Annotated in this window: 14 protein-coding genes and 1 pseudogene; 7 read left to right on the top strand and 8 right to left on the bottom strand. The window is 55.6% G+C overall.

The annotated features are described in order from the left end of the window. Positions 1-81: 81 nt before the first annotated feature. Entirely contained in the window at positions 82-870 is a 789-nt protein-coding gene (locus tag AC07U5_RS22610; RefSeq protein ID WP_062597739.1) for a COG3904 family protein, read from the bottom strand. Next, positions 867-2,186 carry a hypothetical protein gene (locus tag AC07U5_RS22605; protein ID WP_113262261.1) on the bottom strand — a complete coding sequence of 440 codons (1,320 nt, stop codon included), beginning with the start codon at positions 2,184-2,186 and terminating at the stop codon, positions 867-869. Before AC07U5_RS22605 ends, AC07U5_RS22610 begins: the two co-directional genes overlap by 4 nt. A 518-nt stretch (positions 2,187-2,704) precedes the next feature. Here AC07U5_RS22605 and AC07U5_RS22600 point away from each other — a divergent pair. The 4 genes from AC07U5_RS22600 to AC07U5_RS22585 all read left to right on the top strand — a co-directional run bounded on the left by AC07U5_RS22600 (position 2,705) and on the right by AC07U5_RS22585 (position 8,102). Beyond that, entirely contained in the window at positions 2,705-3,169 is a 465-nt protein-coding gene (locus AC07U5_RS22600; protein WP_313557570.1) for a tannase/feruloyl esterase family alpha/beta hydrolase, read from the top strand. A gap of 126 nt (positions 3,170-3,295) precedes the next feature. Beyond that, positions 3,296-4,327, top strand: coding sequence for a serine hydrolase domain-containing protein (locus AC07U5_RS22595; RefSeq protein ID WP_312931205.1), 1,032 nt, complete (start codon positions 3,296-3,298; stop codon positions 4,325-4,327). A gap of 920 nt (positions 4,328-5,247) precedes the next feature. After that, positions 5,248-7,599: a bifunctional diguanylate cyclase/phosphodiesterase gene (locus AC07U5_RS22590; protein WP_494724332.1), complete on the top strand. Its 2,352-nt coding sequence runs from the start codon at positions 5,248-5,250 to the stop codon at positions 7,597-7,599. Positions 7,600-7,607: 8 nt separating this feature from the next. After that, positions 7,608-8,102: a BLUF domain-containing protein gene (locus AC07U5_RS22585; RefSeq protein WP_494724331.1), complete on the top strand. Its 495-nt coding sequence runs from the start codon at positions 7,608-7,610 to the stop codon at positions 8,100-8,102. 675 nt (positions 8,103-8,777) lie between these two features. On the opposite strand, the pseudogene AC07U5_RS22580 reads toward AC07U5_RS22585, so the two are convergent. The 3 genes and pseudogenes from AC07U5_RS22580 to AC07U5_RS22570 all read right to left on the bottom strand — a co-directional run. Then, positions 8,778-9,026: pseudogene (locus tag AC07U5_RS22580) on the bottom strand (LysR substrate-binding domain-containing protein); the annotation flags it as partial. Positions 9,027-9,242: 216 nt separating this feature from the next. Continuing rightward, positions 9,243-9,431: a hypothetical protein gene (locus AC07U5_RS22575; RefSeq protein WP_082478953.1), complete on the bottom strand. Its 189-nt coding sequence runs from the start codon at positions 9,429-9,431 to the stop codon at positions 9,243-9,245. Positions 9,432-9,596: 165 nt separating this feature from the next. Beyond that, positions 9,597-10,394, bottom strand: coding sequence for an alpha/beta hydrolase (locus AC07U5_RS22570; RefSeq protein ID WP_312931211.1), 798 nt, complete (start codon positions 10,392-10,394; stop codon positions 9,597-9,599). 186 nt (positions 10,395-10,580) lie between these two features. On the opposite strand from AC07U5_RS22570, the gene budC reads away from it, so the two are divergent. After that, positions 10,581-11,342 (top strand): meso-2,3-butanediol dehydrogenase, encoded by a 762-nt coding sequence (gene budC, locus AC07U5_RS22565; protein ID WP_312931213.1) that lies wholly within the window; start codon positions 10,581-10,583, stop codon positions 11,340-11,342. Positions 11,343-11,389: 47 nt separating this feature from the next. On the opposite strand, the gene AC07U5_RS22560 is transcribed toward budC, so the two are convergent. From AC07U5_RS22560 to AC07U5_RS22550, 3 genes are read right to left on the bottom strand one after another with little or no spacing between them, the layout of a single operon-like run. After that, positions 11,390-11,614, bottom strand: coding sequence for a hypothetical protein (locus AC07U5_RS22560; RefSeq protein WP_062597749.1), 225 nt, complete (start codon positions 11,612-11,614; stop codon positions 11,390-11,392). Continuing rightward, positions 11,611-12,411: an exodeoxyribonuclease III gene (xth, locus tag AC07U5_RS22555; RefSeq protein WP_312931218.1), complete on the bottom strand. Its 801-nt coding sequence runs from the start codon at positions 12,409-12,411 to the stop codon at positions 11,611-11,613. Before xth ends, AC07U5_RS22560 begins: the two co-directional genes overlap by 4 nt. An 8-nt stretch (positions 12,412-12,419) precedes the next feature. Then, positions 12,420-12,596, bottom strand: a complete 177-nt coding sequence (locus AC07U5_RS22550) for a hypothetical protein (protein WP_111851005.1) — start codon at positions 12,594-12,596, stop codon at positions 12,420-12,422. Positions 12,597-12,798: 202 nt separating this feature from the next. Between AC07U5_RS22550 and ku (AC07U5_RS22545) the strand changes: the two genes are divergently transcribed. Both ku (AC07U5_RS22545) and ku (AC07U5_RS22540) read left to right on the top strand, forming a co-directional pair. Further along, positions 12,799-13,695 carry a non-homologous end joining protein Ku gene (gene ku, locus AC07U5_RS22545; protein ID WP_494724330.1) on the top strand — a complete coding sequence of 299 codons (897 nt, stop codon included), beginning with the start codon at positions 12,799-12,801 and terminating at the stop codon, positions 13,693-13,695. A gap of 12 nt (positions 13,696-13,707) precedes the next feature. After that, on the top strand, positions 13,708-14,517 hold the full coding sequence (gene ku, locus AC07U5_RS22540; RefSeq protein ID WP_113260178.1) for a non-homologous end joining protein Ku: 810 nt from the start codon (positions 13,708-13,710) through the stop codon (positions 14,515-14,517). Positions 14,518-14,523 lie beyond the last annotated feature (6 nt).

The following is a 14,523-nucleotide window of genomic DNA, read 5'->3' as shown; positions in this document are numbered from 1 at the left end:
ATGATATAACGATCCGGCTCCGAGCTCTCGAGATCAGAACAGTCTCGGATCCAAACGTCAGGCGGAGCGGCACGATAGAAGTCAGCCATCACCGCTTCCAACTACCCCTATCGCATCGGTAGTGAGGCGGTACTCGGACATTTCGGCTGGCGAAAGATAATAGAGCTGGTTAGGTGGGGTCTCCAGCGCATGGATCCACAAACCGGCGCCGATGCCCATTTCGTCGAGGTGTCGCGCAACTCTTGCAGTGATGGCCTGAGCACTAGACATTGCTTGCTCCGGCGATCCCTGGTCAATGCCGCCATTGAAAACCTGATGAACGCCCACAACGGCATTATTGGCTGCCGATCTCGTAATGCCCCCAGCAAAAACGAGTGGGCAGGACGAGGCACAGAGTGCCTTTTCGCCGACATTGGTCGCAATTGCTTTTTCCCGAATTAATTTGGACATAGCTAGAGCATCATCGACCGACCCTCCCGGTGAGTCCAACGACACGATTTTGATATACTCACCACGAGCCTCGATTTCGCGGGAAAAGCGTTCGGCTGCGCCGGGATCGATTGTTCCTTCAGCATGCAGCACTCCGCCTTTAACAAGACTAAATGTCATTGGCTTGCGGAGCACCTCCTCAGGGGTCAAGGGTTGGACTGGAGGAGCGCCGCGGACCCCTGGCTCACCCTTCGGGGGGAGAAAAATTGGCAGCTCCGGCACCGGTTCAAGACTGGGTCGAGCAGCTTCGGCTTCGGTCATGTCCTTTACGTCAAGCACCACAAATGTTGCCGCCGCCGCAAGAAGCGAGTAGAAGGCGCCGCGCATCAGCATGCCGTCGTCCAAGCTAATCATGGCCTTAAAAGCGGCAACTGGTCTCACGTGGTCGGACCTTTGCGCGGTGACTTGTTAACACCGATACTTGTGATCTTATTGGTGTCTTCACCCTCCTCGCAGTCCCGAGTTTCAGCAGAGGCATCTTCCGTGATCTGCAGCTCTCTTACTGACATTTCTTCGGCCGCAATCGCCTTTTGCATCGCGAGCGCCTGCATTAGTTCTGCTACAGTGACCCTTTCGGCGAACGGCATGGCCGCCTCTTCCCTTCGGATCGCACCATTCACCACAGCGAGGATGAAAACCATGACGCCTGGTAGCAGATCGATGGAAATCGCCCCCGCCCATGCTGGAATGAAGTCGGAAGCGTAACGCAGAACAGCCTCTGCCGACGAGAGCGGCACGAAACGTCTCTCGGCTACTGGTGCGCGCGACAAAATTTCGTCTGCGGCATCGGAAAGCACTTTCGATTGAGCTGCAACCGAAGCGCGGATTGTTTCCATAACCCGGTCTTGACGGTTGATGAGATCCTGTTCGCCACCGTCTGCGATAGGCGCAATGAAACCTAGCGAGAGGTCGTCGGCAGCGCGCCGAATTGAGGGAGCAATCGAGGTTTGCTGTAACGATGTGATGACCCCAGTGAGGGCTACGGCTTCGGACGAAAACTTATCTGCCCGTGGCTCTACGAGACCGGGTGCCGACACAAGCGCGCGCATGGTCTCGAGGCGCTTTTGTCCCTCGTCAAACAGGCTGGTAACCTGTTCCCTCGATGCATTGATGCCGTTTTCCAGTTCATTCAATTGCGAAGACATCTGCGACAGAAGCGAGACGACGCTGCCCGAACCAGTTGTGCCCGTCAGCGCTCCAGACTGTCGTTCAGACGCCGCAAGCTGGGCAAAACGCTCTTTGGCGCGTTGAATGTCCGGCAAGAGACTCTGTGCTGCAAGAGCATTCTGGTGTGCCTGATCAAGATCTCCGGTGTAGTCTTGAACAGTTTCCGCGAGATGCTGTTCGAGAGCAGCTGAGCCTGCAAGTGCTGCAGCATTGAGCCAGCTCGACATAGCCAGAATCATCGCGCAGCCAACCGCCATTACAGCTAACATCGCGGAGCGGCTAGAACGGCTGGTCACGTGCGGGTAAAATCGCGCCATATAGGACCAAAAGGCGTAGATTCCGACCGAGACTGAGGCGGAGTAGATGATCGCTGCAAAAAAGACTGCTGTGGGCGAGCCATCCAAAATACTTCGCACGCCCAGATAGGTATATACGCCGGACGCGAGAGCAAGAACAGCAAGCGCGAAACGAGTCATCGTTTCGACCGCTGCCAGGCTTTCCTGCAAGCGATGCGATGCGCCTAGCGCCATAAATCTGTCTCCGGAGAATCGATTTAGTTCTTAATTCGAACTGCAATGTCGGCGAATTCAAGGCCTGAAACACAATGCTTATATTGCACGATGGCTAGGCGACCTTTTGATACTTGATCTGCAAGTTGCAGAGTAAACATAACGACGCTTCGTACCACCGGATCCATCAGGGATGGAATTACCGATAATCACTATCCTCGATGTTCGCCAGGATGAATTGAGCCTCTGGTCGAAGTCAGGAGTCCGAGCAGCGCTGAGCAGGCTCGGCGATCATAATTGGTAGATGTCATTAACGGCTTCCACGACATTCATTCCGACGTGGTAGTTTTCTTAAAAACAGTAGAGCTCACGAGTTAGTAGGTCGCACCGTGAACACGATTGGCTGCGACGTTGATGCGTAGAACGTAATAATATGCCTATTATTTGCATTTCACACACGAGAGATTTTTCAGTTAAGTCCAAGGCAGAGGAGTGCTGTCGGCAATTACAATAGCTGACGGCTTGGAGGAAATAATGACATCTGTATCCGCGAGCCAGGAAGACTCAAGGATCGCATCATTGAGCTTTCGGACGTAATCGGTGCGACGAGGACAGACTGGTCTGCCTTCAGCGAACGGGGCGGCAAGATCATCTGGCTTCAGGGTAATGACGACCCAAGTGTAAGCCCGTTGGGTAATGCCAAGTTGTTTGAATCCGTCGTTGCCAGGATGGGCGCTGACAAGGTCAAAAATTTCATGCGCTTCTATCTTGTACCCGGTCTGGCTCATGGCGGCGGTCGTTTCTCGCCGACCTGGGATAACCTCGCTGCGCTCGACAATTGGGTTGAACACGGTTTGCCCCCGTCCAATCCAGTCGTTGTTGACGCAACAAAATCTTCGACCAAAGGCCGTAGCAGACCACTGTGCGAATATCCAAGCTGGCCAAAATATAAAGGCGATGGCGACGTCGCGAGCGCTTCAAGCTTCAACTGCGCCAATGACTGACGGTAGCGGCAATCAACACAGCAGAAAATTCTTGGGAGAATTATAATGACAGCAGGTCCCACTCTATCAAGACGTGCCGTTCTCGCAGCATCGACATTCGCCTCTGTCAGCCTTGTGGGAAAGACCGTGTCGGCTGCGGACGCGACACCTTGCATCGCTGACCGGGAACCATGGACGACCGTAGGCGATGTCGCTGCCGCAGGCTGGTTGTCGGCAAAACTCGCGGAGATGGAAGCAAGGCTTTACCCAATGGCCACTACGTCTATGATGGTGGCACAGGGCGGAGAGATCGTTTATCGCTACGGCAATCTGTCCGATGTCAGTTACCTTGCTTCAGCTCGAAAAAGCATATTGTCCATGCTGTTCGGTCGCTATGTCGCGGAAGGAAAAATCGATCTCGATATGACGATTGGCGAAATCGGCGTTGAAGAAGAAGAGGGACTTCTGCCGCTGGAAAAGACCGCCAAGGTTAAAGACCTACTGACATCGAGTTCCGGCGTCTATCATGCAGCAGGTAGCCCGGGCGGGAACGAAAACACACCAGAACGCGGCAAGACGAAACCTGGCTCGGTCTTCCTCTACAACAACTGGGACTTTAATGTCCTTGGTGCCATCTTCGAGGAACGTACGGGAAAAACCATTTTCCAGGCGCTGAAAGAGGATTTAGCGGACCCACTGGGCTTTGAAGATTTCGACATCAACCGTCAGCGGATGATGGGTTACGGAAATCAGTCGCGCTATCTCGCCTACCATCTCTTCTTATCAGCGCGTGACATGGCCCGCCTTGGGCAGCTGATGCTGCAAGGGGGAAAGTGGGGAGGTAGAACTATCGTGCCTGAAAGCTGGATTGCCGAGAGCACCGAAATGCGGTTTACGCCAGAGCAGACCAAGAGCAAGGAAGGTCTAGGATATGGCTACCTGTGGTGGCTACCCACATCCAACGATCCTTTGTTCAAAGGAGCCTTCTTGATGAACGGTAATTTCGGACAATTTGTTCTGTGCCTTCCGGCGATCGACACCGTCGTGGTTCATCGCCGTGCGGTAACCGATGAGTTTGCTATCGCCAGAAATCAGGGAGAGACAACCTATGAGCCGACCAAGGTTTCAGCCGGCGATTTCCTAAGCATTGCAGAAGCAGTCGTTGCTGCGAGAACCTAACAAGTATCCGGCACTGGGAGTGTTCCTGCAAGCGCCCGTTCGACATGCCACATTGATCAGCGGTAAGTGTCGAGAAAGCGGACGGTGCTCCTATGCGGCGTTTACAATTGGGGTCAGTGGACCCGCGCGACAACTCGCGAGCAGAGCCCGTATCAACGTACGTAAGACGCATCGCGGGAAGGGAATATAGAGCGCCTATTGGCATTGCTGTCGGAAGATATCAGCCTCCATTCAAATGGCGGTGGACAAAGCCCAATGATCGGACAATCGTTTCATAGCCGCGACACGACACTGGATATTCTGAGAGATTCGTAACAGCCTTTCAATCTGGTGGTTCGACGTTGCTGCGAGTCATTCGTGTCAATGGGCTCCAGGCTTTATCACGCGCGAGGCTGATGTCGAGAATCCGACGACAGCGCTGGAATTCGAAAAAGATGCAATCCGAGCGTTTCACGTCGTCCGAAATCCGGCCGAACTCCGTCATCTGTCGACGCTATTTGTTCAACTCCCCCACTGAGCCAGCGTATTGAACGATCTCGTTCATATCCTTAACGAAGTCGTCGTTCGAGATATCTTTCGAAATTTCTTTGAGGAACCGATCGGCAATTGCCAAACGCCTGCCAAGGTCGGGATTAAACACCCTGGTGGTCCACCGCCCGCGGCGCACATCTCCCGTCAGCAATTCAACGTGTCGATACTCGTTGGACATAAGCCTGCGCTTGAGCCTTTCTGCTTATGCCGACGTTCCGGTGGAGATGGAGGCAGTTCAGCTATCCTATGGGAAAAGCCATGCGCTCACCCGATGGCCAGCGCAGAAAAATGATTCCTTAAGTATCAATCAAGATCGTCCAAATGGTGCAATCTAACTGGGCCACCGTGTTTACTTGTAGGGACTATTCTGCGCGCCAGGAGCCCTCGAAATGAAAAACATACTCACATGTCTGCGCGATGCCCACGACCATAGCTTGCTTTGGGTTGCCGGGGCAGTCTGCATTATCGGCGTCTACGCGTCCCTGTCTCTCGCGAGGCACGCGAGCCGGCTTGAAGGAAAAGGGCGTAAACTCTGGGCAGTGGTAGCGATCATCGCTGCCGGATGTACGGCTTGGGCCACTCATATGATTGGACTTCTTGCATTCCAGCCCGGGATGCCCTCCGGGTTTGATCCTATTCTAACGTTTACCTCCCTATTATTTACGATCTTCGGTATCGGGTTGGCCATCAGCCTTTCGATAGGGAGCCGCGACCGACGACGTCGTGCGTTTGCAGACGTCATTCTCGGTCTGAGTATCGCGCTCTTACACTATCTTGGACAGGCCGCATATCTGGTTACTGGACACGTCAATTGGGATTACGAGCTAATTGCCTTATCGCTCATTTTCTCCATTCCGATGTTTTCGTTTGCGATCATCGTTTCTGGTGAGAAACGACCTGCACTCCGGCAGGCTGCGGCCCCGCTTTTGCTAGGAGCCATTGCATTGCTCCACTTCTACGGTATGGCTGCGCTGGGGTTGACGTTTGATCCTCGCATTGGACTGCCCCCATCAACGCTCTCTCCTGGCGTAATCGCTCCCATTGTTGCGGCCGTAAGCGTTACCTTGCTGGTTCTCGCGCTTTTAGGACTACGATTTTCTACAGCGGCACGAGCGCAATTGGCTAGGGACAGGACGCGAATGAAGCAGCTAACCGACCTGGCAATGGAGGGATTGGCGATTTGCCAGGGGGGCATGATCTGCTCTGCGAATGCTAGTCTTGCCAAACTTGTTGGATGCACGCAGGAGGCTTTGTCGGGACAGTCGATCGGAGTGATACTTCCCGAAATATCGCTAGAATCGCTATCAGAGCACCAGGAGCAGGATGGCGGTCTGCTCAACCAGCAAGGCATCAAAATTCCTGTCCGTCTTCTATGCAAAACCGTGATGATCGGTAGCTCGAAGCATACCGTGGTCGCCATACGAGACCAAAGGGACCGGCTTCGCACCGAACAGAAGATGAGGACACTCGCCTTCACCGACACGCTAACGGGGCTAGCGAACCGGCTTCAGTTTAATCAGTGGCTGTCGTCTCAATGCGATAGAACCTGTGAAGCTAGCGAACACTTCGCTCTAATCCTGCTGGACCTCGACCGCTTCAAGTTCGTCAATGACACATTCGGCCATGCAATGGGCGACGAATTGCTCAAGCGTGTTGGCAAGCGATTATCAGCCTGCGCCGCGAACGGCGCGATGATCGCCCGCCTCGGAGGTGACGAATTTGCCGTCATTGTTGACGTTGCCGATGCGGAGAATGTGGCCGAGAAGATCGTCGACCTTCTCGAAAGACCGTTCTTGATTAACGGCTCTGTGATCGATATCGCCGCCAGCGTTGGCATAGCCGTCAGCCCGATTGATGGAAATAACCCATCCTTGATCAGTAGAAGTGCTGATCTGGCTCTTTATTCCGCCAAAGGATCGGGGGGCAACACGTACCGTTACTTCGAGCGCGAGATGAGCGATAAAGCTCATGCGCGACAGCAGCTGGAACTCGATCTACGGCGCGCTTTAATAAGAGAGGAATTCGAAGTCTACTATCAGCCACAGGTCGATCCATTAGACGGTCGCTATCAGGGAGCAGAGGCCTTGGTTCGTTGGCATCACCCAGACCGAGGCATGGTGGCCCCGATGGACTTCATACCCCTGGCGGAAGAGATCGGTCTCATCTGTCCGCTAGGTGAATGGGTGCTCCGCGTTGCATGCGAAGAAGCGGTAGGCTGGGCGCCACATTTAACGGTTGCGGTTAACCTCTCCTCGGTGCAGCTTCGCGACAGCGCTCTTTCGGAACGGGTCATGCAGATACTGGAAGAGACGGGGCTGCCAGCCTCAAGGCTGGAACTTGAGATTACTGAGACGGCCTTCATTCAGGACGAAGCGCTCACCTATGAAACACTTCACGCTCTACGTGCGCTCGGCGTGCGTATCTCCATGGATGACTTCGGGACTGGCTATTCTTCGTTGAGCTACCTGCGACGTTTTCCATTCAACAAGATCAAGATCGACAAGTCATTCGTCAGGCAAGTTCCAGAAGACCGGGATTCAGTTGCCATCATCCAGGCAGTTACCTCGCTGGCGGTAAAGCTGGGGATGACCGTCACCGTCGAAGGGGTCGAAACGCCCGAGCAACAAGCGTTTACTGTCACCGAAGGCTGCAATCAAATCCAAGGTTACCTCATCAGCCGCCCCATCGACAGCAACGCGCTTCGTGCCCTCTTCAAAGAGGCCATGCAATCTGCAGCATAGGAATTACCATGCCACTCTACAGGCTACTTTACCGAAGCGAAGCTTCGCTTCAGGTCTCTGAGCAAGATTGTGGTCGCAAGATCGACCAGATAGTTGCGATCTCTGCCAAGCTAAATGAGAATGTTGGGCTATCGGGCGCGCTGGTCACATCCAAAGGTTTGTTTGTCCAGGTGCTCGAAGGTCCCCTCGGACCACTCGAAGCGACCTTCGAGAGGATTTGCCGGGATCTTAGGCACAGACGTGTCATCTTGATGGAGCTGGCGGCTGCAGAGGAGCGCATCTTTCAGGATTGGAGTATGGTGCGCATTCGCGATGTCGAGTCGACTGCTGACGTTTCGTCGCTGTTTGAGCTCGACAAGTCGAACAGACTTTACGCCTCCACCACAAGCGCGCTGGTCTCCTTGATGCGGAACCTATTGGTGTCTCGCCGCATCCCGCCAACCGCAAGAGGAACTGGCGCAAAACTTGCTACACCTTCAAAAGCGTTTGGTTCATCTGATTAACGTCGTTGACAGGGAGCGAAAAGTAAAAGGAGCAATGTCTGGACACAACACCATAGTGCCCACCGGAGCGCAGGGATCTCAAGTGCTAGCGGTCGTTTCCGTAAGCTCGGCACCTTGTAGGGAAAATCAACTCATCCGCGCACGGTTTGATATTGCCTGGTCCAAAACAAGTCCGACAGGGAATTTTATTCTCTAATATTCATCCTTGTTCGCGCATGTGAAATCAGACTGTTGTCCTTCTCTCGATTGTCGTTATGTCCGCTGACCTATTCGAGCCGCTGGCCGCCATCCGCATCGAATAGATGGACGGCGCGTCTGGAGCCTAGAGAGAATTACTAGGCGCTAATGCCACAACGCATTATTGACCAATTGAAAGTCAATATGTGTCCATTTGAAATTCATTTGGCGGCTGATTGAAAATAAAGATCCGAACCTAGTAGCACGAGGTAGCGAGAGTTACGCAGGCGCGTCGGGATAAGGATTGACGGGACATGGGTTCTGAAAGGAGACCGCCTTTTGCGCCGTCGAGCATTCCTACTTAGCTATTCCTCTAAGTTATGACCATAGGAACTACGAGTGATCGGCAGGCGCGTGTCGAAGCGGTTGCAACCCAAGTGCGATCGAATCCTTCGCTTTGACCTGTCATTTGCTCAAAACGAAACGTGGTTTTGTCGATCAGATGTTCTGCCCAGCAACGATTGATCCCGCAAAATCAGCAAAGGCGCGGGCTTTCGCACTTGCTAGCCTGCCAGTCGGGAAGACGGACCAAAGATGGATCGCCGGAAGTTCCCAGTCCTCCAGGACGCGCCGCACGGTGCCGTGCGCCAGTTCAGGCGCAAACATCCAGTCGGAAGCAACGGCTAGGCCCATGTGCGACAAGACGGCGGCTCGAATGCCTTCCGCCGCGCTGAATCGCGCCCTCCCGCCCCCACGTTAGGCGACGACATCGAAAAAGCCGTACGCAGCGTCGCCCAACAACTCGGCTACAGCCGTAAAAAAATGCTGCGGGTTATCGTCAGAGAATGGTTGGAGCAAAACGCCTACCTACCGGTCTTGTATCTAAACGACGAAGGTGAGGATGGCGGCAATCCCTAGAGGCTGATGGCAGCCCGAATGAAGGCCGCCATCCCCCATTTCGGCTCAGTTCACAGGCGTGGCACCGGCGGTGCCGCACTTGGCGAACTTGCCTTTGGCATCCTTGCACTGAACCTTCTTCTTCGTCGTCTCGCATTTGACGAACTTGCCTTTCGCATCGCGGCACTGCTCAGGGTCTGCAGGCGCAGCGGCGAAAGTCGCGAGGGCAGCGACAATCAAAACTGACTTCCACATTCCCGAATCCTCATTGCCGAAATTGGCCGAAGCCATGGTTACAACATGATCAGGAAAGCTCAAACGGTGAGCATGGTGCGATGAAGGATGCGTCTCATAGATACTGCGCTTTTCGGTAGCGCACTTCCAATATGGATCCTGGACGCCTCCCCTTTTTGTCAGCGCCTATTTGAAATGGTCGCGAAGAAAGATCGCGGCATCTCGGGCTTCTTCCGAAGAGATCGTGTGACCGACGCCAGGATAGATTTTTGACGTCACAGGAAACCCCGCCGCTTTGAGTTGGTTCGCCGCAGTGGTCGTCGCAGCGGATGGTATGGTCCTGTCCGCAGAACCGTGCATCATAAAGATTTCCGTTTCGACAGAAGACGAAGTCGGCAGTAACGGCAACAGTCCGGCGAAGGTGACGAGAGATCCTACCTTCCAACGACCCGAAGCAACCGCATCCAGCGCCATGATGGCGCCTTGCGAGACCCCGACGAAGGCCACCCGGTCGAGCGCGTTTTCGAACCCTTCCCGTTTGATGATCTCGGAGACCACGCCGTCGAACGCTCGACGCGCTGCGTCGATCCGCTCAGGGCGCATTATCTGGTCATCGACGGCGAACCACTGACGACCGCCCGACCTATGCGGAAACGGCGCGTCAGGCGCGACGAATGCCGTGTCCGGAAGCGTCGCCTGCCAGGAAATTCCCACCGCTTGCATAACGGCCCCTCGTCCCCGGATCCCGTGGAACAGGATCACCAGATGATCGGCGCGAACCACTCCTTTTTGAGAGGCGGTTTGTTTCTGGGTGCGTTCCGCCTGCACAATTTGCAAAGGCTTCCCAGCAGGGTCGACCGCCTGGGACACGAGTTTGATTCCTCTGTCCGCGGCCAACACTCGATCCGGATTCGCGACGAGGTAGGTCGCGCCGACAAGGATGATGAAAAGAGAGACTAGGGTCGCGAGATGTGACGACGTCATGGGGCTTTCCTGTTGCATTCAATCAACCTGCATTCCGAATGTTCGTTCCGCTTCGCTGCCAGACCGGCACTGACATTCTCGTTATGGTCACGGTGTCCCTCGAAACGGCCGAGCCCCTGGATCGGGAACAACCCAGCATATCTCCCGTTCGAGCGGATGCACCACTGCGCACTCAAGGAGATTTCAATGCAGCGATTTGCAGACAAGTTCGTCGTCGTGACTGGCGCAGGCTCAGGAATAGGTAAGGCGACAGCCGAGCGTTTTCTCGACGAAGGCGCTGTCGTGACACTAGTCGGCCGCACGAGATCGAAGCTCGAAGAGGTCGCCAAGCCTTTCCGTGATGATCAATTTATGATCGCCGAGGCGGACGTGTCGAATGAGGACGAGGTAAAGGAGCTGATTTCTCGCACCGTCGAGAAGTTCGGACGCTTGGACGTTCTCGTCAACAATGCGGGTGTCGTCGCCGAAGGCGACGTCGGCACCCTCACGACAGACGACTGGCGTAGAGTGATGGCAACGGATGTGGATGGCGTCTTCTACGCCAGCCGTGCAGCGATCCCGCATCTGAAGACGTCGCGCGGCTCGATTGTCAACGTCAGCTCGGTGTCCGGCATAGGCGGCGACTGGGGCATGGCCGCCTACAACGCCGCCAAGGGTGCAGTGAACAATCTTACGCGGGCTATGGCTATGGACCACGGGAAAGACGGCGTCAGGGTAAATGCGGTGTGCCCAAGCCTGACACGAACAGGCATGACCGAAGACATGATGGACGACGACAAGCTGATTGCGAAGTTTAACGAACGGTTCGCACTTGAGGGACCCGGCGAGCCCGAAGACGTTGCGGCCGTAATCGCATTCCTCGCAAGCGACGATGCGCGCTTCGTGACGGGGGTCAACCTGCCTGTGGATGGCGGCATGTCTGCGTCGAACGGTCAGCCGCCCCAGTAAGCATCAAGCGGCCCCTCAAGGAGATTGGTGAGGGGTCGCGTCACGTTCTATTCGGTAGATCGTCTTTCTTCCGCCGCCGGCCAGTCATTGGCCGGCTCATCAACGGCTTCATCGTCAGCGGGATCCGGATCGTGCTCATGGGCCACCATGAGTGCGTTGACCTCCACGACGATCATACTGCAGGCGTCCTCGTAACTGACGCCGTTCACCACGAGGCCATCAACCAATTCCTCCAGCCTGGCGCGGACCTCGCGCTTCCAATCGTCGATCATTTCTCTCTCCTTTGTTTTGCTGTCTTCTCAATCAGTTCTATCCAAACCGGCGCGTGATCGCTGGCGTGGTCCCAGCCCCGAACATGCTTATCGACCTGGGCTCTCACGAGTTTGTCGGCGAGATCCGGGCTGAGCAAAAAGTGGTCGATCCGGAGGCCGGCGTCGCGTGCGAATGCATTTCGGAAGTATGCCCAGAACGTATAGATGCGGTCGTCTGGATGGAGGTGCCGCAGTGCATCCGTCCAGCCTTGGTCCACCAGGTCGGCGTAGGCTTTCTTCACCTCCGGCCGAAACAGTGCGTCGTCGATCCAGCGCTCCGGTTTGTAGACGTCGAGGTCGGTTGGCATGACGTTGAAATTGCCCACGAGCGCGACTGGGACACCGAGCTCCAAAAGTTCGGCCGAGTAGGAATGCAGCCGCCGAAACCAATCCAACTTGTACTGAAACTTCGGCCCAGGAACGGGGTTGCCGTTTGGCAAGTAGAGGCAGCAGAAGATAATCCCGTCGATGACGGCCTCAAGGTAGCGGCTTTGGCTGTCATCCTGATCGCCGGGAAGTCCTCGTCTTGTCTCAAGCGGCTCCTGACCTCGCGCGAGAATGGCAACGCCGTTCCACGATTTCTGTCCTTGCCATACCGCGCCGTAGCCAGCGCGCTCCAACTCCTTGCGAGGAAACTTGTTGGAGGGAGCTTTAAGCTCTTGAAGGCAGACGACGTCCGGTCTCGCCTCGTCGAGCCATCGCAGGAGGACGTCAAGGCGGCCGTTGACGCCGTTGACGTTGAACGTGGCGATCTTCATCCAAGTGGTCAGCGTTTGCGGTCGCCCTTGTCGCCCTCGCCCGATTTCGTATCGTGCTTTGCATCATGGCGTGCGTCGGCCGAGAGCGAGCGGGAGACGTCGACGCTCTCCTTGAACTTCCCGTCTTCGTCGCGGCGGACATAACGCTTGTCGGTGCCGGTATCGATCAGTTCGCGCTTGGTCATCACAGACCTCCTTTTTCAACAGGTTGCAGAGGCAAACGCGCTGCGAGCCTGAAAGATGCATTCGAATCAGCACCATAGGAGAGACTCGCATAACGGGCGGGCGCGCCCTGCTAAGTCATTGAAAAACGATTCATTTTGCCCGGAACGATTCGCGTGGCGATTCGGTTTGAATCGCGACGGTTGTGTCAGGAGTACGCGTGCCATGGGTTCCCCGAGAGCAAACTGGAAGGGCTTCATCAAATTCGGAGAGGTGTCGTGCCCCGTTGCGCTTCACACCGCGGCGTCAGCCTCCGAGCGCATCGCTTTCAATACCCTCAACAGGGCGACGGGGAACCGGGTCAGGCGAGAGTTCATCGATGGCGAGACGGGAGAGCCCGTCGAGAAGGACGATCAGGTGAAGGGCTACGAGACGAAGAATGGTCACTACATCGTCCTCGAACCTGAGGAAGTCGCAGCCGCCGTCCCGGATAGCGACAAGACCCTGGCGATCGAATCCTTCATTCCATGCTCCGAGATCGACACCGTTTACTTCGACAAGCCCTACTATCTGACGCCGGACAAGATGGGCACGGAAGCCTACGTCCTGCTTCGCGAGGGCATGAAGAAGGCCAAGGTCGCAGCGATTGCACGTACGGTGCTGTTCCGCCGCCTGCGCACCGTGCTCATTCGTCCTCATGGCAAGGGCCTCATCGCCTCCACTCTCAACTTCGACTATGAGGTCCGGTCGTCGCAGGAAGCGTTCGAGGATCAACCGGACGTTAAAAGCGATCCTGAACTGCTCGAGATCGCCGAACTGATCATCGAGAAGAAGAAGGGCAGCTTCGACGCCAGCACATTTGACGACCGGTACGAGGAAGCTGTGACGGAACTCGTCAAAGCCAAGATCGAAGGACGTTCGCTTCCGAAGAAGAAGGCTGCTCCTGCGGCGAAGGCCGTCGATCTGTTGCAGGCGTTGCGCGAGAGCGCGGGCCTAGGTTCCAAGAGGACCAAATCCAGCCGGACCGCCGCAAACGCCAATGCTGGCACAAACACTGCAAGAACAAAGAAGGCTGCCGGCAAGGCAAAGGCTACTACGGCACCCACCCGCCGCGCAGGTTAAGAGGAGATTGCCATGGCTGTTCGCCCCTATTGGAAAGGCCACCTGAAGCTCTCTCTCGTCAACTGCGCGGTCCAGATGATGCCGGCGACGTCAGAGAGTGAGAAGGTTCGCTTCCACACCCTGAACCGCGCCACCCAGAACCGTGTCGTCAGTCACTACGTGGATTCCGTCACCGGCAAGGACGTAAAGGAGGAGAACGAGGTCAAGGGTTATGCCCGCGGCGAGAACGACTACGTCGTCCTTGAAGAAGACGAACTGGAGAATGTCGCGCTCGACAGCACACGTACGATCGACATCTCGACGTTCACAGAGCGCGACACGATCGAGTGGATTTGGCTCGACACCCCCTACTACCTGTCACCAAGTGAAAAGGTCGCGCAGGAAGCTTTCGCCGTAATCCGAGACGCCATGGCGTCGCAGGACATGGTTGGAATTTCCCGATTGGTGATTTCGCGCCGAGAACGCGCCGTCATGCTGGAGCCTCGTGGCAAGGGTATTGTCCTGTGGACTCTGCGCTATGGGGACGAGGTCCGCGACGAAGATAGCTACTTCGACAGCATCGCGGACGAAAAACCGGACGCCGACATGATGCCTCTCATTCAAAAGCTGATCAAAAAGCAGACGAAGCCATGGGATGCGAAGATGGTCGTCGATCCCGTGCAGGACCGTCTGCTCGACATCATCAAGGCGAAAAAGAAACAGCAGAAGAAGCCCACCAAAAACAAAACGAGGGCGCCCGCTTCACCTTCGAAGCCGAGCAATGTCATCAACATTATGGACGCTCTGAAGAAGTCCGTCGCCGCAGAAACAAGGGCACGATAGAGAGCC

The sequence above is a fragment of the Agrobacterium sp. GW821-FHT02D03 genome (assembly GCF_059421725.1).
The sequence above is the reverse complement of the archived record's forward strand: the minus strand, read 5'-3'. Positions and strand labels throughout refer to the sequence as shown.

What these genes read in the sequence shown, in the direction of transcription:
- AC07U5_RS22605 (WP_113262261.1), bottom strand. Translation starts at nt 2,186, where the DNA reads ATGGCGCTAGGCGCATCGCATCGCTTGCAGGAAAGCCTGGCAGCGGTC.
- AC07U5_RS22590 (WP_494724332.1), top strand. Translation starts at nt 5,248, where the DNA reads ATGAAAAACATACTCACATGTCTGCGCGATGCCCACGACCATAGCTTG.
- AC07U5_RS22585 (WP_494724331.1), top strand. Translation starts at nt 7,608, where the DNA reads ATGCCACTCTACAGGCTACTTTACCGAAGCGAAGCTTCGCTTCAGGTC.
- AC07U5_RS22575 (WP_082478953.1), bottom strand. Translation starts at nt 9,431, where the DNA reads ATGTGGAAGTCAGTTTTGATTGTCGCTGCCCTCGCGACTTTCGCCGCT.
- AC07U5_RS22570 (WP_312931211.1), bottom strand. Translation starts at nt 10,394, where the DNA reads ATGACGTCGTCACATCTCGCGACCCTAGTCTCTCTTTTCATCATCCTT.
- budC (WP_312931213.1), top strand. Translation starts at nt 10,581, where the DNA reads ATGCAGCGATTTGCAGACAAGTTCGTCGTCGTGACTGGCGCAGGCTCA.
- AC07U5_RS22560 (WP_062597749.1), bottom strand. Translation starts at nt 11,614, where the DNA reads ATGATCGACGATTGGAAGCGCGAGGTCCGCGCCAGGCTGGAGGAATTG.
- xth (WP_312931218.1), bottom strand. Translation starts at nt 12,411, where the DNA reads ATGAAGATCGCCACGTTCAACGTCAACGGCGTCAACGGCCGCCTTGAC.
- AC07U5_RS22550 (WP_111851005.1), bottom strand. Translation starts at nt 12,596, where the DNA reads ATGACCAAGCGCGAACTGATCGATACCGGCACCGACAAGCGTTATGTC.
- ku (WP_494724330.1), top strand. Translation starts at nt 12,799, where the DNA reads ATGGGTTCCCCGAGAGCAAACTGGAAGGGCTTCATCAAATTCGGAGAG.
- ku (WP_113260178.1), top strand. Translation starts at nt 13,708, where the DNA reads ATGGCTGTTCGCCCCTATTGGAAAGGCCACCTGAAGCTCTCTCTCGTC.